Below are 19,262 nucleotides of genomic sequence, written 5' to 3'. Positions count from 1 at the left end.
GCTCCGGGCCTTGATCGAGCCGTATGCCGGTCAGCAAACTACGATCCGATCACGCGTGTGTCCGCATCGCTCCCGCTAGGCTCACGCGCGTGTGCACCCGCATCTTCTGGAACGACAACCGCATCGCCAAGACCGTGGCCCGCTGCATGGACTGGGCCGTCAGCGACGAACCCGAGCTCTGGTACGTCCCGGCCGGTCAGCACCGCTCGGGCGACGCCGGCGAAGGATCCCACACCTGGGTCTCGCAGCACGCGAACGTCGTCATCAGTATGTGGGGCATCGGCACGGTCGACGGCCTGAACGACGCGGGGCTCGCGGCCCACGCCCTATACCTGGACCCGACGGATGTCTCGTTCCCCGCCGCCGACGAACGCCCGGCGGTCGCCCACACCATGTGGGTGCAGTATCTGGTGGACAATTTCGCCACCGTCGCGGATGCCGTCGCCGCGGCAGAAGACATCCGGATCGTCGCCCCTCCCCTGCGCGGCGAGACCTTCGGGGTGCACATCGCCCTGGAGGACAGCACCGGCGACTCCGCGATCATCGAGCCGATCGACGGCCGGATGGTCGTGCACCACGGCCGCGAATTCACCGTCATGGCGAACTCCCCCACGCTCGACCGCCAACTCGAGAATCTCGCGCGCTACCGCCCGTTCGGCGGCGAACTCCCGCCGCCCGGTGACATCACGTCGCAAGACCGCTTCGTGCGCGCCTCCTACTTCCTGCACTACCTGCCCGAACCCACGGGCATCGACGAGGCCGTGGCCGGGGTCGTGCAGTTGATCGCCAACGTCTCCGTGCCGTACGGCGCGCCCTACGCGGACGGCGGCGTGTACCCGACCTGGTGGCGCTCGGCAGCGGACCTGACCAACCGCACGTACTACTTCGGCTCGACGCGCAGCCCCGGGATCTTCTGGATCGACCTGCCCGCCCTCGCAGGCACCACCGGCGTCCTCCGCCTCGACCCGCGCGACACGTCGCTGGTCGGCGATGAGACATCCCGCCTCGAACCCGCCGCCCTGCGGTACTAGGGAGCTACCTACAGCCGTCGAGCTGGCACGAAACGCTCGATGCGAGCAACGGATGCAGCGGTTCGTGACAGTTCGCCGCGCACGGGACGCCGGAGCGGAGGCCCGCGCCAGGCCAATACAGCAACGCCCAGCACGGCGCAACGGGTGCCCGGATGATCGCGCTCAGAGCACGCCTGTGACAGGTTTAGAGAGGTGGTTCATCGCCCGCCACCTCGTACGCGTAGGACCAGCGCCGACCGCATCCTGAACATGAGGACGAACGCATGACTGCTCCCGCAGAACCCGCTCCGTATACGGCGTCGATCCCGATCATGACGCAGGAGCCGTTCCCCGATACCCCGGGCAGCCCCGAGCCGGAGTGGTTCAAGACGGCGGTCTTCTACGAGGTGCTCGTGCGCTCGTTCAAGGACGGCGACGGCGACGGCACGGGCGACTTCCGCGGCCTGATCGACAAGCTCGACTACCTGAAGTGGCTCGGCGTCGACTGTCTGTGGGTTCCGCCGTTCTTCCCGTCACCGTTGCGCGACGACGGCTATGACGTGGCCGACTACACCGGCGTCCTGCCCGAGCTGGGCACGGTGGCGGACTTCCAGGAGTTCCTCGACGCCGCGCACGAGCGCGACATCCGCGTGATCATCGACTTCGTCATGAACCACACCAGCGACGAGCACCCGTGGTTCCAGGCCAGCCGCAACGACCCGGATGGCCCGTTCGGCGACTTCTACGTCTGGAGCGACACCGACGAGCTGTACGAGGATGCCCGGATCATCTTCGTCGACACCGAGCCCAGCAACTGGACGTGGGACCCGGTGCGCAAGCAGTACTACTGGCACCGGTTCTTCTCCCACCAGCCCGACCTCAACTTCGACAACCCGAGGGTGCACGAGGCGATGATCGACGCCATGCGGTTCTGGCTCGACATGGGCCTCGACGGGTTCCGGCTCGATGCCGTGCCGTACCTCTACGAACGACCCGGCACGAACGGCGAGAACCTGCCCGAGACGCACGAGTTCCTGAAGAAGGTGCGCCGAATCGTCGACGCCGAGTACCCGAGCCGGGTGCTGCTGGCCGAGGCGAACCAGTGGCCGGCCGACGTCGTCGACTATTTCGGCGACCCGGATGTCGGGGGCGATGAGTGTCACATGTGCTTCCACTTCCCGGTGATGCCCCGCATCTTCATGGCGGTGCGTCGGGAGTCGCGGTTCCCGATCAGCGAGATCCTGGCCGAGACGCCCTCGATCCCCTCCGGATGCCAGTGGGGCATCTTCCTGCGCAACCACGACGAGCTCACGCTCGAGATGGTCACGGACGAAGACCGCGACTACATGTGGAACGAGTACGCGCAGGATCCGCGCATGAAGGCCAACATCGGCATCCGGCGCCGCCTCGCGCCGCTGCTCGACAACGACATCGACCGCATCGAGCTCTTCACCGCGCTCCTGCTCTCGCTCCCCGGGTCACCCGTGCTGTACTACGGCGACGAGATCGGCATGGGCGACAACATCTGGCTCGGCGACCGCGATGGCGTACGCACTCCCATGCAGTGGACATCCGATCGCAACGCGGGATTCTCGACCGCGAATCCCGGCAAGCTGGATCGTCCGATCGTCCAGGACCCGGTCTACGGATACCTCGCCGTCAACGTCGAGGCGCAGCAGGAGGACCGCTCGTCGCTCCTCCACTGGACGCGACAGATGATCCAGGCGCGCAAACGCCATCCCGCGTTCGGGCTCGGGAGCTTCAACGACCTGGGCGGATCGAACCCGTCGGTGCTGTCGTACTCCCGCGAGCACACGAACGAGGACGGCACGGTCGACGTGATCGTCTGCGTCAACAATCTGTCGCAGTTCCCGCAGCCGGTGGAGCTCGACATGCGACGTTTCGAGGGCATGGTGCCCGTCGAGCTGATCGGCGGAGCCCCCTTCCCCCGAATCGGCGAGCTGCCCTACCTGTTGACGCTGGGAGGCCACGGGTTCTACTGGTTCCAACTGCACGAGCCGGCGACGGAGTCAGAGGAAGTGGGGTTGCTGTGAGCGCGATCGATCATGCCCTTCTCGAGGGTTACCTGGTACGAACGCGGTGGTTCGGTGGCAAGGGACGCCCGTTCCAGGTGTCGCGGGTCCGCGTGCTGGCCGACTTGTCGGCACCCGAGCGGCCGAGCGCGACCGTCTACCTCGTCACCGTGGCCTACTCCGACGAGGTCGGAGGAACCGAGCTCTATCAGGTGCCCCTGGCCGGGTACGACGAGATCGAGGACCGGATCGGCCACGCCTACGTGGGCGCGATCGAGGTGGATGGTCGACAGCGGCATCTCTACGACGCCGTCCACGACCGGGATGCCATGGCTCTCTGGTTGGACGCTTTCATCGCAGCAGAGCCCACCGGTGGCGCGGATGTCGATGGTCTGAGATTCCACCGGCTGCCCGGCGGCGAGCCGCTCGATCCGGAGCTACGGCCTTCGCCCATGACGGGCGAGCAGTCGAACTCGTCGGTCCGTTTCGACGAGACCGCGATGATGAAGATCTTCCGCAAGCTCAGTCCTGGCGTGAATCCCGATATCGAGATCCATGAGGAGCTCACCCGCGGCCACTCGGAGTACATCGCCGAGTTGTTCGGCTGGGTCGAGACGACCGTCGATGGCGAGGTCATCCAACTGGCGATGCTGCAGGAGTTCCTGCGTACCGCCACCGACGGTTTCGAGCTCGCGATGGCGAGCGTGCGCACGTTGCTCGTCGATCTCGAACAGGAACCGGATGACTCGGGTGGCGACTTCGCGGGAGAGGCTGCGCGCCTCGGCGAAGCCCTCGCGAAGGTGCACGCGCTGCTGCGCGAGCGCTTCCCCGCCGGGCGGCGGGGGGCCGAGACCACCGCGGAGCTGGCGCGAGCCATGACCGAACGACTGGATCACGCGCTGCGCGTCGTGCCCGAGATCGAACCCCACGCGGCTCGCCTCCGAGCGACGTACTCCGCGGTGGCGGCGCTCGAGGGTCTGGATGTGCAGCGGGTGCACGGCGATCTGCATCTCGGTCAGACACTCAGGACATCCCGGGGATGGCGGCTCGTGGATTTCGAGGGCGAACCGGGCCGCCCGTTCGCGGAGCGGGCGTTGCCCGACTCGCCGTGGCGCGACGTCGCCGGAATGCTGCGCTCGTTCGACTATGCCCCCGGGGTCGTGGAGATGTCGCTCGTGGGCACCGGCCGGATCATCGACGACGACGAGTGGGCGCTGCGGGCGGAGCGAGCAGCCGAGTGGTCCTCACGCGCCCGTAGCCACTTCATCAACGGCTACGTCGGGGTGATCGCCGGAGCGGCGAGCGACGACGATACGAGCACGCACGAGACCCGCACGGACGATACCAGCACGGACGAGCGTCGTGTGCTGCTCACCGCATACGTTGCGGACAAGGCGGTATACGAGGTCGTCTACGAGAAGCGCAACCGCCCGGCATGGATCGGAATCCCGCTCGCCGCACTCGCGCGTATCGACGGCGAGTAGAGCCCGCGGTCACATTCCGCAGGGGCGCGGGGCCGCTCAGGCCGTGACGACCTGCGCGGTGCCCGGAGCAGCGTTGGGGCCCATCTCATCCGCGAGACGGTTGGCCTCTTCGATCAGCGTCGCGACGATCTCCGACTCCGGAACCGTCTTGATGACCTGACCCTTGACGAAGATCTGTCCCTTGCCGTTGCCGGATGCGACACCCAGGTCGGCCTCGCGAGCCTCGCCCGGACCGTTGACGACGCAACCCATGACGGCGACGCGGAGCGGGACCGTCATGTCCTTCAGACCCTCGGTCACGTCGTCGGCGAGCGTGTAGACGTCGACCTGAGCTCGACCGCACGAGGGGCACGAGACGATCTCGAGCTTGCGCTCACGCAGGTTAAGCGACTGCAGGATCTGGTGCCCGACCTTGACCTCTTCGGCGGGTGGAGCCGAAAGCGAGACACGGATCGTGTCGCCGATGCCCTCGCCGAGCAGGATGCCGAAGGCCGTCGCGGACTTGATCGTGCCCTGGAATGCGGGTCCGGCCTCGGTGACACCGAGGTGCAACGGCCAGTCGCCCATCTCGGCGAGCAGGCGATACGCCTTGACCATCACGACGGGGTCGTTGTGCTTGACCGAGATCTTGAAGTCGTGGAAGTCGTGCTCTTCGAAGAGGGATGCCTCCCAGCGCGCGCTCTCGGCGAGCGCCTCGGGAGTCGCCTTGCCGTACTTCTGCAGCAGGCGCGGGTCGAGGGATCCGGCATTCACACCGATGCGCAGCGATACGCCGGCGGCCTTCGCCGCGGCGGCGATCGCACCCACCTGGTCGTCGAACTTGCGGATGTTGCCCGGGTTGACGCGCACGGCGGCACACCCGGCATCGATCGCCTGGAACACGTACTTCGGCTGAAAGTGGATGTCGGCGATCACCGGGATCTGGCTCTTCTTCGCGATGATGTGGAGCACGTCTGCGTCGTCCTGCGAGGGCACGGCGACGCGCACGATCTCACAGCCGGATGCCGTCAGTTCGGCGATCTGCTGCAGCGTCGCGTTGATGTTCGTCGTCGGCGTGGTGCACATCGACTGCACGCTGACCGGCGCATCCCCGCCGACGAGCACCTTGCCGACGCGGATCTGTCGACTCTTCCGACGCGGCGCGAGAACATCCGGCACCTTCGGCATTCCGAGATTCACTGCTGGCACGGACCCAGCCTACGCGGGTCGGGCACGGGCACGGCCCGCTCCCAGGTCACTCAGAGAGGCGCTTCATCTCGCTTTGGATCCGACCTTCGCTCGGCCCACCCGCGCCGGCGCCGAAGGCGCGGATACCGGTGAAGATCACGCCGAGCGCGATTCCCGCGATCGGCCAGATCGGCCAGAAGCCCTCGAATCCGTCCGATGCCCCGCCAGAGAAGGCCCAGATCAACACGAAGAGAAGGCTCAGCACCACCCACGTGATCAGTGCCTGCCAGAAGTGGCCCTTGGCCTTGAGACTGCTGATGGCACGCCCGCGGAGATCGTCGCTCATGGCGAAAAGCTTAGGGGTGGCCCGCGCGGACCGACAGGAAGAGGTCGCGTGTCGTGCGTGCTATCGTGACGGCATGTCCGCGAACCGCTCCTGGTGGCCCGCCTCTTAGGCGGTGTGTTCGCGTTTCCACGAATCCAGACCGCCCGCCGTGGCGGTCTTTTCGTTGAGCGACCGCCCCGCCGGGCCGAGCCGAAGGACCCACGATGACCGGCCATCGCCCCCCCAGTGATGCGGATGGCAGCGAACTGCTGCAGCGCCTGCGCGAATCCGCGGACGACCGCCCCCTCGTCCTGATCGCGCGCGATGGTGCGGATGTCGAAGTCCTCACGGGCACCGTCGTCGATGTCGAGCTGCTCGCAGACATCCCCCTCACGGACGCGGACGGCTCACCGCAGGAGGTCCTCGCGCTGGTTCCGTACCGACAGGTGCGCGAACGCGGCTTCGAATGCCATGACGACGGCGCGCCGCTGCGCTGCGTCATCGTGTCGGAGCGCGGCACGATTTCGCGCGACGAGGCCATGCGCGTCCTGCCCGCGACCCCCGTGCCCCTGCACGACACCGGGTTCGACGTGAGTGACGAGGACTACGCCGAGATCGTGCGCGACGTGATCGCCGAAGAGATCGGACGCGGTGAGGGGGCGAACTTCGTCATCCGACGCGACTTCACCGCGCGCATCGACGCCGACCCGCGCGAGAGCGCCCTGACCTGGTTCCGAGCTCTGCTCGAGCACGAGCGAGGCGCCTACTGGACCTTCGCGATCGCCACACCGGGGCACGTCGCCGTCGGCGCGAGCCCCGAGGCGCACGTCAGCGCCAGCGGTGGTGTCGTCACGATGAACCCCATCTCGGGCACGTTCCGGCATCCCGCCGGCGGCTCGACCCCCGAAGCGCTGACGGCATTCCTCGAGAACACCAAAGAGACCGAAGAGCTCTTCATGGTCGTCGATGAGGAGCTGAAGATGATGAGCGCGGTCTGCTCGGACGGTGGCCGCATCACGGGTCCGCATCTGAAGGAGATGTCGCGCCTCACGCACACCGAGTACATGCTCCGCGGGCGCAGCACGCTCGACCCCCGCGACATCCTGCGCGAGACGATGTTCGCGCCGACCGTGACGGGCTCACCGATGCAGAACGCGTGCACGGTGATCCGCCGGCACGAGACGACCGCCCGGGGCTACTACTCCGGCGTGGCCGCGCTGTTCACCCCGAACGGCGATGAGCACGACCTCGACGCACCGATCCTCATCCGCACGGCCTATCTCGTCGACGGCCGCCTGCGCGTGCCGGTGGGCGCGACGCTCGTGCGCCACTCGGACCCCTACGGGGAGGTGGGCGAAACGCACGGCAAGGCGGCGGGCCTGCTCGGCGCGATCGGCGCGGTCCCGCGCGAGAGCGCGCCCGCGCCCGTCGCGGATCCCGATGCACCGACCACGCCGCGCGTCCCGCTCGCGGACGACCCCACGATCGCGACCCTGCTCGCCTCGCGCAACTCGCGGCTCGCGCCGTTCTGGTTGAACCCGCAGGACGTCGATGCCTCGGGCCCGTTCGCCGGACGCAGTGCGCTCGTCGTCGACGCCGAGGACCGCTTCACGACGATGCTCGCGCATCAGCTCCGCCACCTGGGACTTTCCGTGCGCATCGCGCACTGGTCGGAGGTGACGGATGCCGAGGCATCCGATACCGGGCTGCTGATCGCCGGGCCGGGTCCGGGCGACCCGCTCGACGACAGCCCGCGGATGCGTCGCATGCGCGAGATCGTGTCGGCTCGTCTGGCCTCGGGGAAGCCGCTGCTCGCGGTGTGCCTGAGCCACCAGATCCTGGCGAACACCCTCGGGCTGACGCTGGCGCCGCTCACGCGTCCGCACCAGGGACTGCAGCTGAACGTCGACATCTTCGGCCAGCGCGCCTCGATCGGGTTCTACAACACGTTCACGGTGCGGGTCGAGCCCGGGACGACGCGGTTGGGAGCCACCGAGATCGCGGCCGACCCGGCATCCGGTGACGTCTACGCGATGCGCGGACCGGGGTATGCGTCGGTACAGGGCCACCTCGAGTCGATCCTGTCGCGCGACGGCATCGAGACGCTCGAGCGGCTGATCGCGCAGGCCTTCGCCCCCGTCGACGCCTGATCCGTTCCCCCGGCTCGCTGAGCCAGGCCAGCGCACCACTCGGGGCGTCAGAACCCCGTTGGGGCGCGAGCCTCCGCGCCCCAACGGGGTTTCAGCGCCCCAAGTGGTGACGGAAACCGGGCGCGGGTCAGTTGAACAGCTGAATCGGGTTGAACACGTCGGCGAGCAGCAACAGCGCGCCCATCGCGATCAGCAGGATCACGACCACGAAGGTGACCGGCACGAGCTTGGTCGCGTCGACGGGCTTCGGCGGCGGGCGGCGGAACACGCGCGCCCAGGTCTTCTTCACGCCCTCCCACAGCGCGACGACGATATGGCCGCCGTCGAGAGGCAGGAGCGGCACCAGGTTGAAGACGAAGAGCGCGATGTTGAGCGAGCCGAGCAGGCCGAGCAGCACCGAGACGCGGCTCAGGATCGGTGCATCCGTCGACGCGACCTCTCCCGCGATCAGACCCACGCCGACGACGCTCATCGGACCGTTGGGGTCGCGCTCTCCGCCCGTGAACAGGGCGACGCCGGTCTCGTAGAGCTTCACCGGCAGCTGCGCGACGATGCCGACGACGGCACCGACGTTCTCGATGGCGGTCTGGGGGCCGGTCCAGATCGGCTGACTCTGCAGTTCGTTGGCGGGGGTGATTCCCACGAAGCCGACGTCCTGCGTCTCGGCGACGCCGTTCGCATCCAGCACCGGCATGCCGGTGTCGTCATAGACGGGCCGCTCCGCCAGCAGCGGCGTGACGGCAAGCGTCTGCCGTGCACCATCACGCTCGATCTCGAAGCTCAGGCGCGTGCCGGGGTTGTCCCGAATGATCGCGGATACCTCGTCGAAGGACTCGACCGTTGTTCCATCGATCGACAGGATGCGATCGCCCGGCAGGATGCCGGCCGCCGCGGCGGGACTGGCCGGGTCGCCGGGCGCGCACTCGGTCTGCGTGGATCCGGCCGCGACGACGCATTCGCTGACGGCGGCGACCGAGGTCGAGGCGGTCTGCACGCCGATGCCGCTGAAGACCAGCGTGAACAGCACGATGGCGAGCAGGAGGTTCATGACCGGTCCACCGAGCATGATGATGATCCGCTTGTAGACGGGCAGACGGTAGAAGGTCCGCGAGTCCGCGGTGCCGATCATGGTCTCTTCGTTGGCGACGCGCGCGTCCTGGATCATCGCCGCGAACATCCCCGCGGCACGTCCTGGGCGCGGCCTCGAGACCGCACCTTCGCCTCCCGCGTCCCGTGCAGCCGCGGTCTCGGCCTCGCGCTCCGCGGGGGTCGGGGGGTACATGCCCGCCATCGAGATGTACCCGCCGATCGGGAGGGCTTTGATGCCGTACTCGGTCTCGCCGAATCGCCGGGACCACAGGGTCGGGCCGAGGCCGATCATGTACCGGCCGACGCGCACGCCGAAGAGCTTGGCGGGGAGCAGATGCCCGACCTCATGCAGAGCGATGGAGATCGCCAGGCCGACGACGATGACCAGCAGGCCGATGACGAAAGTGAGCACGGTCACGGGCCCACGCTACCGCCGGTTGCTTGGAACCCGCCCCGAGGGGCGTATGGCTCCGGCGGGAGAGCACTCATGGCGCGGCTAAAGTTGTCGACAGGGTAAGCGGACGATCGGAGGGGGGCCGGGCATGCGCACACGCCAACTGCGCGCGCTCCGCGGTGCATCCGCCGCCACGATCGCCGTGCTCCTCGCCGCCGTGTCGCACACGATCGGTGGGGGCACCGCACCGAGCCTCGCCGTCCTGCTCGCCGTCTCGGCCCTCGCCTGGCCCGTGACGACCGCGCTCGTCGGGCGTCGTCCGCATCCCGCGGGACTCGCGGCGGCCGTCATCGTCGCGCAGACGGCGCTGCACGTCGTCTTCGCACTCACCTCGAGCGTCGGCACCCCCGCGAGCGGCTCCTTGCCGGGCAACGCACCGCACGCGCACGGTCAGGTCGCCATCGATACCGCCGGGTCCATCGCTCAGCTCGTCCTGCCCTCTCCCCCCATGCTGACCGCGCATGTGCTCGCCGCAATCGCCTCGTTCGTCCTGCTGTTCGCCGGGGAACGGATGCTTCGCACCGTCGCCGCGTGGACGCTCCGCCTGCTCGACCGGGCCACCGTAACGGCATCCGGCCCGCTAGCCATCCCGCGCGCGATCTTCACGGACGCGCCCGCGCCTCTCCTCCGTATCGCTCGCGGCGTGGTCCGCCGCCGCGGGCCACCTCTGCCGTGGGGCGACGCCAGCGTCGCATAGTCCGCCGGGCAATCCGCTCGCGCGTTCCCCACGAATCCGTCGTGGCGGCTCATCGCCGCGCGGCGTCCACAGAGAGATCTTTCGACTATGAACAGCACGACCCCTGCACCCACCCGTTCCGCACGCCGTCGTTTCGGCGCCCGCGCGGCGGCCGTCGTCCTCGCCGCGGCGGCCCTCGTCGTCGCCGCTCCCCTGGCTGCGCAGGCACACGTCACAGCTACTCCCGACTCCGCGAACGCGGGCGGCTACGGCACGCTGACGTTCGCCTTCAGCCACGGCTGCGACGGCTCGCCCACGAAGTCGCTCGCGATCACGATCCCGGAAGGTCTCGACTCGGTGACGCCGACGATCGCGGCCGGTTGGGACATCGCCGTCGAGCGCGATGGCGAAAACGGGCCGGTATCGCTCGTGACCTACACGGCGCAGCAGCCCGTCGCGGACGGACTACGCGCGGCCCTCGTTCTCGGTGTGAAGTACTCCGAGAGCGCCGCGGGTGAGACTCTCGCGTTCCCGGTCGACCAGGTGTGCGAGGTCGGAAACACCAACTGGGCCGAGATCGCCGACGCCGGCGTCGATCCGCACTCGCTCGACGCACCGGCGCCCACGGTGACCGTCGGCGAGGCCGCATCGGACGAGCACGGATCGGATCATTCGGACACGGAGCACGCCTCCGACGCCGAGGCCGCGGGTGATTCGAGCGACGTCTCGGCGCTGCCTCTCGTGCTCGGCGGAGCGGGACTCGTGCTCGGCGCCAGCGCGCTGGTCGTCGCCCTGCTCGCGTTCCGTCGCGCGCGCAGCTGACGCGCGACCCGGATGCTCCGGCCCGGTGCTCTCCGCGCGGGGACCGGGCCGGAGCCCGGCGCGCCCCGCGCCGGGCGGCGGGCCGGAGCACGGCGCCGAGGCATCCGTGCTCTCGTCTGATTAGATGGAGGCGCCATGACGACACCCGCCTCTGAACCAGAGTCTGACTCCTCGCCGGGTGCCTCGCTGCTTCCGCCGGTGCTGCGGCCCGAGAATCCGCCCGCCCGCTCCCTGCAGGAACTCGCCGATCGGTATGCGACAGCCGTGCACGGCGACATCGCCGACGCCACCGTCTCGGGCATCACCCTCGCGACCGCCGACCTGCGGCCGGGCGAGGCGTTCGTGGCTATCCAGGGCGTCAACCGTCACGGCGCCGAATTCGCCGCGCAGGTCGCCGAAAAGGGTGCCGTCGCGGTGATCACGGATGCCGCAGGCGCCGAGATCGCGGCCGATGCGGGTCTGCCGATCATCGTGGTCGAGAACCCTCGCGCGATGCTGGGCGATCTGTCGGCCTGGGTCTACGGCACCGGTCCGGGCGATGACCTGCCGATCCTGCTCGGCACCACGGGCACGAACGGCAAGACCAGTACGTCACATCTGCTGGCCGGGATCCTCGAGCAGCTCGGCGTGACCGTGGGACTGAGCTCCACCGCCGAGAGGCACATCGCGGGCGAGGTCATCGTGTCGCGACTCACGACGCCCGAGGCATCCGAGTTCCACGCGCTGCTCGCCCTGATGCGCGAGCGCGGCGTCGAAGCCGTCGCGGTCGAGGTCAGCGCGCAGGCGCTCAGCCGCCACCGCGTCGACGGCCTGATGTTCGACGTCGCGGCATTCACGAACCTCACGCACGACCACCTCGACGACTATCCCGACATGCGGGCGTACCTCGAGGCGAAGCTGCCGCTCTTCCAACCCGACCGCGCACGCCGGGGAGTCGTCGCGCTCGATTCGGCCGCCGGGGCCGAGTTCGTCGCGAGTGCGGGCATCCCGGTCGTGACGATCGGGACGCCCGCGATCGCCGTGGATCCCGAGGCCGCCGCAGCCGCCGACTGGACCGTCACGATCCACGACGAGGCGCAGACCGGAACGCGCTTCACGCTGTCCGGCCCCGACGGCGAGCTCACGACGACCGTTCCGGTCATCGGGCCGCACATGGCCGCGAACGCGGGCCTGGCGATCGTCATGCTGCGCGAGGCGGGTTATGCGTGGGGTCGGATCGTCGAGGCGCTCGAGCGCGACGGCACCATCCATGCGTATCTCCCCGGTCGCACCGAACGCGTCTCGGGCGACCGCGGGCCGGCCGTCTTCGTCGATTTCGGCCACTCCCCCGATGCCTTCGAGAAGACCCTCGCCGCGGTCCGCCGTGTCACGCCCGGACGCGTCCTGATGCTGTTCGGCGCCGACGGCGACCGTGACACCACCAAGCGGCACGACATGGGGCGGACGGCCGTGCAGGGCAGCGACATCCTGGTCGTCACCGATCACCATCCGCGCTTCGAGAACCCGGACTCGATCCGCGCGACCCTCATCGAGGGAGCGCGGCGGGCGAGACCGGACGCCGAGATCTACGAGTTCTCGCCGCCCGAGCGGGCCATCGAGGCCGCGGTCGACCTGGTCGGCGAGGGCGACGCGATCCTGTGGGCCGGGCCCGGACACCAGGACTATCGCGACATCCGCGGGGTCCGCACGCCCTACTCGGCGCGCGAGTTGGCGCGCCGGGCGCTCAAGGCGCGCGGCTGGCCCGTGCCCGATCCGCACTGGCCGGTGCCGTACACCGACTGAGACGGCGTTCCGGATCGTCGTTGCGGCCCGTCTCAGCGGGCGATCGCGGCGTCGGCGGTGCGTCGCGCCCAGGCCTCGGCATCCGCGAGGCTCTCGCGCGTCAGCGCTTCCGGCGCCTCGTGCTCGTCGACGACGCGCGCCACCGTGTCCACGATGCCCGTGAACCCGAGTCGTCCCTCGTGGAAAGCATCCACGGCCTGCTCGTTCGCGGCGTTGAACACCGCGGGGTAGGTCCCCCCGGCACGCCCGACCCGCTTCGCGAGGGCGACCGCGGGGAATGCGTGCTCATCGAGCGGCTCGAACGTCCAGGCCGTCGCCTGCGTCCAGTCGAGAGGGCGTCCGACGCCGCCGACGCGGTCCGGCCAGTCCAGCCCGAGCGCTATCGGCAACCGCATGTCGGGCGGCGATGCCTGAGCAAGGGTCGAACCGTCCACGAACTCGACCATGGAGTGGACGATCGACTGCGGGTGCACCACCACATCGATGTCGTCGTACGAGACATCGAACAGCAGGTGGGCCTCGATGACCTCGAGGCCCTTGTTGACGAGCGTCGCGGAGTTGGTCGTGACCATGCGCCCCATGTCCCACGTCGGGTGCGCGAGAGCCTCGGAGGGGGTGACGTTCTCGAGCGCGGCACGCGAGCGACCGCGGAACGGGCCCCCGGAGGCCGTGAGGACGAGACGTCGCACCTCGTCCGCCGAGCCGCCGCGCAGGCACTGCGCGATGGCGGAGTGCTCCGAATCGACGGGAACGATCTGGCCGGGCGCGGCGATCCGCGAGACGAGATCCCCACCGACGATCAGGGATTCCTTGTTCGCCAGCGCCAGCGTGCGCCCGCACTCGAGCGCGGCGAGCGTCGGCCCGAGGCCGACCGACCCGGTGATGCCGTTGAGCACCACGTCCGCCTCGACATCCCGAACCAGGCGCTCGGCCTCTTCCGCTCCGAGCGCCGTGAACTCCACGCCGAACTCGGCTGCCTGCTTCTCGAGCGTCGCGCGGTCCGTCCCGGCGGCGAGCCCGACGACCTCGAAACGTCCGGGGTTGGCGCGCACGACGTCGAGCGCCTGCGTCCCGATCGAGCCGGTGGATCCGAGGATGATGATGCGGCGCATCCGGTCAGCCTACCGAGCGGGCATGACGGGTCACTTCGACGAGCGCCGCGACCGACATGCTCCGTGAGGGGCGAACCGTTCCTCAGCGACCGGGCGGCGGATCAGCCCGCGGCGCGCTGCGTGGCGAGGATGTCGACGACGAAGACGAGGGTCTCCTTCTGCAACTCGTTGCCCTCGACCGCGCCGTAGCCGAACTCGGGCGGGATCACGACGACCACCTGCGAGCCGACCGTCTGACCCTCGAGCGCCTGACGGAATCCGTCGACGACCCCCGATGTCGAGAAGCTCGCGGGTGCACCCTTGTCCCAGCTCGAGTCGAAGACCGTGCCATCCGACCACTTGACGCCCGTGTACTGCACGAGCACGGTGTCGCCCGGGTTGACGGTCGCGCCGTCGCCCTTCTTGAGCACCTCGATGTCGACCGTCGTGGGGGCTTCGCTCTCCGGGAGGGTGATCGTCGGGGCACCGTCGTCCGCGAGTTCGACGGTCGGGAAGCCATCGACGGGGTCCTGATCGGCACCCCAGGCGGCGAGCGGCGTGACACCCAGGACGTCCACGACGTACACCTGGGCGCCCACCGTCGCACCGGACTGGTCCTGGCTTGCGGGGAAGGTCAGCGCGAGCCGCGTTCCGACGTTCGCGCAGCCCAGGATCTGAGCGATGCTCTGGCCCGCGGTCACCGGCTGGGGCAGGAGTTCGCCGTCAACGTACCCGACGTCACCGAGGCGCTCGCCGGTGTCGGCCGCGAACGCGCTCAGCGCGTACTGGACGTAGTCACCCTCCTCGAGCGCGTCGCCGTCACCCTCGGTGATGACCGTGCGCTCGAGCGCTGCGACCTCGAGCCCCGGGGTGAACGTCGCCGTCGAGACCGTGCCGATCTCACCCTCGACGGTGACCGAGTCGGATGCCTTGCCGGAGGACGCCGCCGCGTCGCACAGCGCCGACGAGCCGGAGGCGGAGGCGTCGGGCGTGCTCGTGCCGGAGCATCCGGCCAGGACGATGGCGGACAGGGCGAGCGCCGACAGGGCGGCGAGCGGGCGAATGCGCACGGATGGACCTCAATGCTGTTCGGGGAGAGAGGCCCATCCTGTCGGACATTCCTTTGACTCACCTGAACGCGTCCGCGGGGCTGGATTCCGCGTCGCGTATGCGTCGCGCGATACCCTCGGGCAATGACCCCCGCACAACCGGAGCCCGCGGGCGCGCCCGTCGCGACCGCCCAGGATCGCCGCGAACCGGGTGGCATGGGACTGACCTACGGCGTGGGCCGCATGGTGGTCGCCCCGCTGGCCCGGCTCATCTACCGCCCGATCGTCGAGGGCCGCGAGCGGGTACCGCGTGAGGGCCCGGTGATTCTCGCGAGCAACCATCTCTCGTTCATCGACTCGATCGCGATCCCCGTCGCGGCGCCCCGCCCCGTGCACTTCCTGGCGAAGTCTGCCTATTTCGAGGGCACGGGAATCTCGGGATGGTTCACCCGCGAGTTCTTCTCCGCGATCGGCGCCGTGCCTGTTCAGCGCGGTGCCGGCCAGGCCGCGCTCGATGCGCTCGACCAGCAGCGGGCGCTCCTCGACGCCGGCCGCGCCGTCGCGCTCTACCCCGAGGGCACCCGATCGCTCGACGGACGCCTGTACCGCGGGCGGACGGGCGCGGCGTTCCTCGCCCTGCAGACCGGCGCCCCCGTCGTGCCCGTCGGACTGATCGGCACCGCCGAAGTCATGCCCGTCGGCGCGCGGATGCCGTCACTCCGCCGACGCGTGACGGTGCGGTTCGGCGAACCTCTGGATCTGTCGCATCACGGGGCACCCGAGTCGGGCCGCGCCCGGCGCGGCGCGACCGACGAGATCATGGCGGCGATCCACGCGCTCACGGGTCAGGAGCTCGCCGGGACCTACAACGAGGCGCCCGCGCACGGAGCCGTCGAGAAGATCAAGCGCGCGCTTCCCCACGAGCGACTCTGACGTCTCGACCCTCGGCGTGCCCACGGCATCCGTCAGCTCGCGACCTCGATCGTCGCCTCGTGGCGGACCGGGAAGTTGACGGAGTTCGCGATGAAGCACCACTCGTGGGCGAGCGTGTGCGCGCGGTGAGCCTCGTCGCGCATGGCGGCATCCGCGACCACGACGCGCGGCCGCAGAACGACCTCGGTGAATGCGCCACCCCCGCGACCGTCGAGCACCATCCTGCCTTCCGCCTCGTCGGTGTACCCCACGACCACCACCCCGAGCGTGACGCAGGCATGCAGGTAGCTCAGCAGGTGGCATTCCGAGAGCGCAGAGACGAGCAGGTCCTCGGGGTTCCACTTGGCGGGGTCGCCCCGAAACGGACGATCCGCGGATGCCTCGAGCACCGGTTTACCGGCGATCTCGATCGTCACCGCCCTGTCGTAGTCGCGGTAGCCGCTGGTGCCGGTGCCCCGGTCGCCCGTCCAGGTCGTCGCGACGCGGTAGAGGTGCTCGCCGTTCATACCGGAAGTGTCGCACGCCGCGTGCGCCCGGGGGCGATCGCGGGCTCGAAGCTCTGCCATCCGTCGGCGCGCGGCGACGCGATTAGGCTGACGTGGTGTCGAAATCCCTCTCTGTTCCGGGCGCCGTCGAACTCGCGACCGTCGATCGCGGCGGATTCGTCGAGTCTCGTCATAGCGGTGCCGCGGTCGTGCTCGCGCCCGACGGAACCGTCCGCGCATCCTTCGGCGACGCCGAGGCGACGCTGCTGCCCCGTTCCAGCCTCAAGCCGCTCCAGGCGGTCGGAATGCTCACGGCCAATGCCGAGCTCGCGGGTGAGCGCCTCGGCCTCGCCACAGCAAGCCACACCGGAACCGACCGGCACGTCGAGGTCGTCCGCGCGATCCTCCATCAGGCGGGACTGACCGAGGACGCCCTGGGCTGCCCCGCGGCACGCGCGTCCGATCCCGAGACGCGCGACCGGCAGATCCGCGACCTCGATCCCGCGTCGTCGATCCGCATGAACTGCTCGGGCAAGCACGCGGCGATGCTCCTCACCTGCGTCGCGAACGGCTGGGACACGGCGGATTACCTCGACCTCGAGCATCCGCTGCAGCGTCACGTGCGCGATACGATCGAGCGCCTCGCGGGCGAGAAGGTCCAGGCGAGCGTGGTCGACGGATGCGGTGCGCCCGTCCACGCAGTGACGTTGACCGGGCTCGCGCGCGGTATCCACCGCATGGGGACCGCGTCCGAGCGCTCGCCGTTCGCCCTGCACCGCCACGCGGCATCCGTCGTTGGCGCCGTGCGGGAGAATCCCTGGACGATCGCCGGACCCGACCAACCCGACACGATCCTCGGCGAGCGCCTCGGCGTGTTCGCGAAGCTCGGCGCTGAGGGCGTCCAGGTCGCGGTCGCCCCCGATGGGACGACGGTGGCGCTGAAGATGCTCGACGGCGGCCAGCGCGCCGCGCCGATCGTGGCGCTCACCCTGCTTCAGACGGCGGGCGCCCTCAGCGCCGCGGACGTCGCGCTCGTGGCGGACGACCTGCACCTGGATATCCGCGGAGGCGCTGAGGTCGTCGGCCGCATCCGCGCGGCCGTCACCGTCTGAGTCGCCATCGCGTGACCCGGGGCGGGATCATCCCGCCCGCGCATCATGCTCAGACGAGACCTCCGTCGATCGACCGTCCATAGTCGGCCGGGTCTTCGGGTACGAGCACCTCGGAGTCGCGGTTGAGTGTCTCCCCTCGGAAGAAGGGCTTCGACCGCGGGAAGGCGAACCAGATCAGCATCAACAGGACGCCGATCGCGAGGGCACCGACGCCGACCACGAAAGTGCCGCCGATGCCGAGCAGAACGGTGTAACCGTAGTCGACGTCGTACATGTCGATAGCGGACTGCACGAACGCGTAGGTGAGCATGAGCGCGCCCAGCAGCGGCAGGAGACCCTTGTAGAAGAAATCCCGGCCCGAGCGGAACAGGTCTCGGCGGAAGTACCAGACGCAGGCGAAGCCGGTGATGGCGTAGTAGAACGCGATAGCGAGTCCGAGCGACAGGATCGAGTCCTGCAGGATGTTGTCGCTGATCAGGGTCATGCCGACGTAGTACAGGGAGGCGACGGCGCCCATCACGAGGGTCGAGAACGACGGGGTCTTGTACCGCGGGTGCACGGTCGCGAAGCGCCGCGGCAGGGCCTTGTACGCGGCCATGGCGAGGGTGCCGCGCGCCGTGGGCAGGATGGTGGTCTGCGTCGACGAGACGGCCGAGATCAGCACCGCGACGACCAGGACCCAGCCGAACGGACCGAGCAGCCCGTCCTTGATCGCCAGGAAGAAGTCTGCGGCGTTCGCCTCGTTACCGAGGCCTGTGCCGTCGGTGCCGAGGCCCGCGTACATCATGGCGGCGACCGTGACCGTGACGTACGTGACGAGCAGGATGACCGTGGTCAGCAGGGCGGCGAGACCGGGGATGCGCTTGGGATCCTTCGTCTCTTCGTTGAGCGCGAGGCAGGTGTCCCATCCCCAGTAGATGAAGAGCGCGAGCAGGACGGCCTCGGTGAAGCCCGACCAGTCGGTGAAGCCCAGCGGGTTGAACCATGCCCAGTCGAAGGGCGTCGCGCCGGGTGCGGTGCCCGAGAAGAACTGGGTGAGGGCCGCGATCACGAAGATGGCGAGGGCGAGGTATTGGATCGCGAGCAGGACGTTCTGCACCCGTTCGCCGATCTCGACGCCCCGCCAGCTGACCCAGGTCATCGCGGCGATGAAGGCGACCCCTGTGGCGGTCACGAGCGGCACGTTGTCGGCGAGCGATCCGTCGCCGATGAGGGACCACAGGTAGATGCCGGCGATCTGGGCGAGGTTTGCCAGCACGACCATTCCGGCGACCGCGACGCCCCAGCCACCCATCCACCCGACGAACGGTCCGAATGCTTTGGTGCCCCACGTGAACGTGGTGCCGCAGTCGGGCACGGCTCTATTCAGCTCGCGGTACGCGAACGCGATGAAGAGCATGGGGATGAAGGCGATCACGAACGCGATCGGGGCCTGGGCACCTACCGCGAGCACGACGAAGCCGAGGGTGGCGACGAGCGAGTAGACCGGCGCGGTCGAGGCCAGTCCGATCACGGTCGAACCCCAGAGCCCCAGCGTGCCGGCGGCGAGACCCTTGCCTTCGGGACGGCGGAGGTCGATCGGAGTGGTGGCGGTCATGTC

General features: G+C 69.3%; 16 protein-coding genes. 9 read left to right on the top strand and 7 right to left on the bottom strand.

What is annotated here, in order from left to right:
- Positions 1–89: 89 nt before the first annotated feature.
- From CGU35_RS04180 to CGU35_RS04170, 3 genes are all read left to right on the top strand, one after another.
- A complete protein-coding gene (locus CGU35_RS04180) occupies positions 90–1,031 on the top strand; it encodes a linear amide C-N hydrolase (RefSeq protein WP_157813886.1) in 942 nt (313 codons plus the stop codon).
- A gap of 263 nt (positions 1,032–1,294) precedes the next feature.
- Positions 1,295–3,064: a maltose alpha-D-glucosyltransferase gene (gene treS, locus CGU35_RS04175; protein WP_198519516.1), complete on the top strand. Its 1,770-nt coding sequence runs from the start codon at positions 1,295–1,297 to the stop codon at positions 3,062–3,064.
- Complete coding sequence (locus CGU35_RS04170; protein ID WP_100810331.1) at positions 3,061–4,527, top strand: maltokinase N-terminal cap-like domain-containing protein; 1,467 nt, start codon at positions 3,061–3,063, stop codon at positions 4,525–4,527. The genes treS and CGU35_RS04170 overlap by 4 nt, the downstream gene beginning before the upstream one ends.
- Positions 4,528–4,563: 36 nt before the next feature.
- On the opposite strand, the gene ispG is transcribed toward CGU35_RS04170, so the two are convergent.
- Both ispG and CGU35_RS04160 read right to left on the bottom strand, forming a co-directional pair.
- Positions 4,564–5,715 (bottom strand): flavodoxin-dependent (E)-4-hydroxy-3-methylbut-2-enyl-diphosphate synthase, encoded by a 1,152-nt coding sequence (gene ispG, locus CGU35_RS04165; RefSeq protein ID WP_181003414.1) that lies wholly within the window; start codon positions 5,713–5,715, stop codon positions 4,564–4,566.
- A gap of 46 nt (positions 5,716–5,761) precedes the next feature.
- Positions 5,762–6,040, bottom strand: a complete 279-nt coding sequence (locus CGU35_RS04160) for a 2TM domain-containing protein (protein ID WP_100810330.1) — start codon at positions 6,038–6,040, stop codon at positions 5,762–5,764.
- Between the two features lie 203 nt (positions 6,041–6,243).
- Here CGU35_RS04160 and CGU35_RS04155 point away from each other — a divergent pair, with 203 nt between their 5' ends.
- Positions 6,244–8,169, top strand: coding sequence for an anthranilate synthase family protein (locus CGU35_RS04155; protein ID WP_100810329.1), 1,926 nt, complete (start codon positions 6,244–6,246; stop codon positions 8,167–8,169).
- Positions 8,170–8,296: 127 nt separating this feature from the next.
- On the opposite strand, the gene CGU35_RS04150 is transcribed toward CGU35_RS04155, so the two are convergent.
- Entirely contained in the window at positions 8,297–9,676 is a 1,380-nt protein-coding gene (locus CGU35_RS04150; protein ID WP_100810328.1) for a M50 family metallopeptidase, read from the bottom strand.
- 124 nt (positions 9,677–9,800) lie between these two features.
- Here CGU35_RS04150 and CGU35_RS04145 point away from each other — a divergent pair, with 124 nt between their 5' ends.
- The 3 genes from CGU35_RS04145 (at position 9,801) to CGU35_RS04135 (ending at position 12,992) form a co-directional block, all read left to right on the top strand.
- Positions 9,801–10,409, top strand: coding sequence for a hypothetical protein (locus CGU35_RS04145; RefSeq protein ID WP_100810327.1), 609 nt, complete (start codon positions 9,801–9,803; stop codon positions 10,407–10,409).
- 87 nt (positions 10,410–10,496) lie between these two features.
- Positions 10,497–11,210 (top strand): YcnI family protein, encoded by a 714-nt coding sequence (locus CGU35_RS04140; protein WP_100810326.1) that lies wholly within the window; start codon positions 10,497–10,499, stop codon positions 11,208–11,210.
- A 135-nt stretch (positions 11,211–11,345) separates the two neighbouring features.
- Positions 11,346–12,992 (top strand): Mur ligase family protein, encoded by a 1,647-nt coding sequence (locus CGU35_RS04135; protein ID WP_198519515.1) that lies wholly within the window; start codon positions 11,346–11,348, stop codon positions 12,990–12,992.
- Between the two features lie 32 nt (positions 12,993–13,024).
- Here the strand turns inward: CGU35_RS04135 and dxr are convergent, their stop codons facing one another.
- Positions 13,025–14,104 (bottom strand): 1-deoxy-D-xylulose-5-phosphate reductoisomerase, encoded by a 1,080-nt coding sequence (gene dxr, locus CGU35_RS04130; protein ID WP_100810325.1) that lies wholly within the window; start codon positions 14,102–14,104, stop codon positions 13,025–13,027.
- 101 nt (positions 14,105–14,205) lie between these two features.
- On the bottom strand, positions 14,206–15,153 hold the full coding sequence (locus CGU35_RS04125) for an FKBP-type peptidyl-prolyl cis-trans isomerase (RefSeq protein WP_100810324.1): 948 nt from the start codon (positions 15,151–15,153) through the stop codon (positions 14,206–14,208).
- A gap of 123 nt (positions 15,154–15,276) precedes the next feature.
- Here CGU35_RS04125 and CGU35_RS04120 point away from each other — a divergent pair, with 123 nt between their 5' ends.
- Positions 15,277–16,065: a lysophospholipid acyltransferase family protein gene (locus CGU35_RS04120; protein WP_181003416.1), complete on the top strand. Its 789-nt coding sequence runs from the start codon at positions 15,277–15,279 to the stop codon at positions 16,063–16,065.
- A gap of 32 nt (positions 16,066–16,097) precedes the next feature.
- Here the strand turns inward: CGU35_RS04120 and CGU35_RS04115 are convergent, their stop codons facing one another.
- Positions 16,098–16,571: an OsmC family protein gene (locus CGU35_RS04115; RefSeq protein ID WP_100810323.1), complete on the bottom strand. Its 474-nt coding sequence runs from the start codon at positions 16,569–16,571 to the stop codon at positions 16,098–16,100.
- 95 nt (positions 16,572–16,666) lie between these two features.
- Here CGU35_RS04115 and CGU35_RS04110 point away from each other — a divergent pair, with 95 nt between their 5' ends.
- Entirely contained in the window at positions 16,667–17,662 is a 996-nt protein-coding gene (locus CGU35_RS04110) for an asparaginase (RefSeq protein WP_100810322.1), read from the top strand.
- Between the two features lie 49 nt (positions 17,663–17,711).
- On the opposite strand, the gene CGU35_RS04105 is transcribed toward CGU35_RS04110, so the two are convergent.
- Positions 17,712–19,259 (bottom strand): APC family permease, encoded by a 1,548-nt coding sequence (locus CGU35_RS04105; RefSeq protein ID WP_100810321.1) that lies wholly within the window; start codon positions 19,257–19,259, stop codon positions 17,712–17,714.
- Positions 19,260–19,262: the final 3 nt, after the last annotated feature.

Origin of the sequence: Microbacterium sp. BR1, from assembly GCF_002812725.1 — a bacterium.
Lineage (GTDB): Bacteria > Actinomycetota > Actinomycetes > Actinomycetales > Microbacteriaceae > Microbacterium.
The sequence above is the reverse complement of the archived record's forward strand: the minus strand, read 5'-3'. Positions and strand labels throughout refer to the sequence as shown.

Bases quoted from the DNA above. Each gene is read 5' to 3' on its own strand.
- CGU35_RS04135 (WP_198519515.1), top strand. From the start codon at position 11,346: ATGACGACACCCGCCTCTGAACCAGAGTCTGACTCCTCGCCGGGTGCC.
- CGU35_RS04120 (WP_181003416.1), top strand. From the start codon at position 15,277: ATGACCCCCGCACAACCGGAGCCCGCGGGCGCGCCCGTCGCGACCGCC.
- CGU35_RS04115 (WP_100810323.1), bottom strand. From the start codon at position 16,571: ATGAACGGCGAGCACCTCTACCGCGTCGCGACGACCTGGACGGGCGAC.
- dxr (WP_100810325.1), bottom strand. From the start codon at position 14,104: ATGCGCCGCATCATCATCCTCGGATCCACCGGCTCGATCGGGACGCAG.
- CGU35_RS04160 (WP_100810330.1), bottom strand. From the start codon at position 6,040: ATGAGCGACGATCTCCGCGGGCGTGCCATCAGCAGTCTCAAGGCCAAG.
- CGU35_RS04145 (WP_100810327.1), top strand. From the start codon at position 9,801: ATGCGCACACGCCAACTGCGCGCGCTCCGCGGTGCATCCGCCGCCACG.
- CGU35_RS04140 (WP_100810326.1), top strand. From the start codon at position 10,497: ATGAACAGCACGACCCCTGCACCCACCCGTTCCGCACGCCGTCGTTTC.
- treS (WP_198519516.1), top strand. From the start codon at position 1,295: ATGACTGCTCCCGCAGAACCCGCTCCGTATACGGCGTCGATCCCGATC.
- CGU35_RS04155 (WP_100810329.1), top strand. From the start codon at position 6,244: ATGACCGGCCATCGCCCCCCCAGTGATGCGGATGGCAGCGAACTGCTG.
- CGU35_RS04105 (WP_100810321.1), bottom strand. From the start codon at position 19,259: ATGACCGCCACCACTCCGATCGACCTCCGCCGTCCCGAAGGCAAGGGT.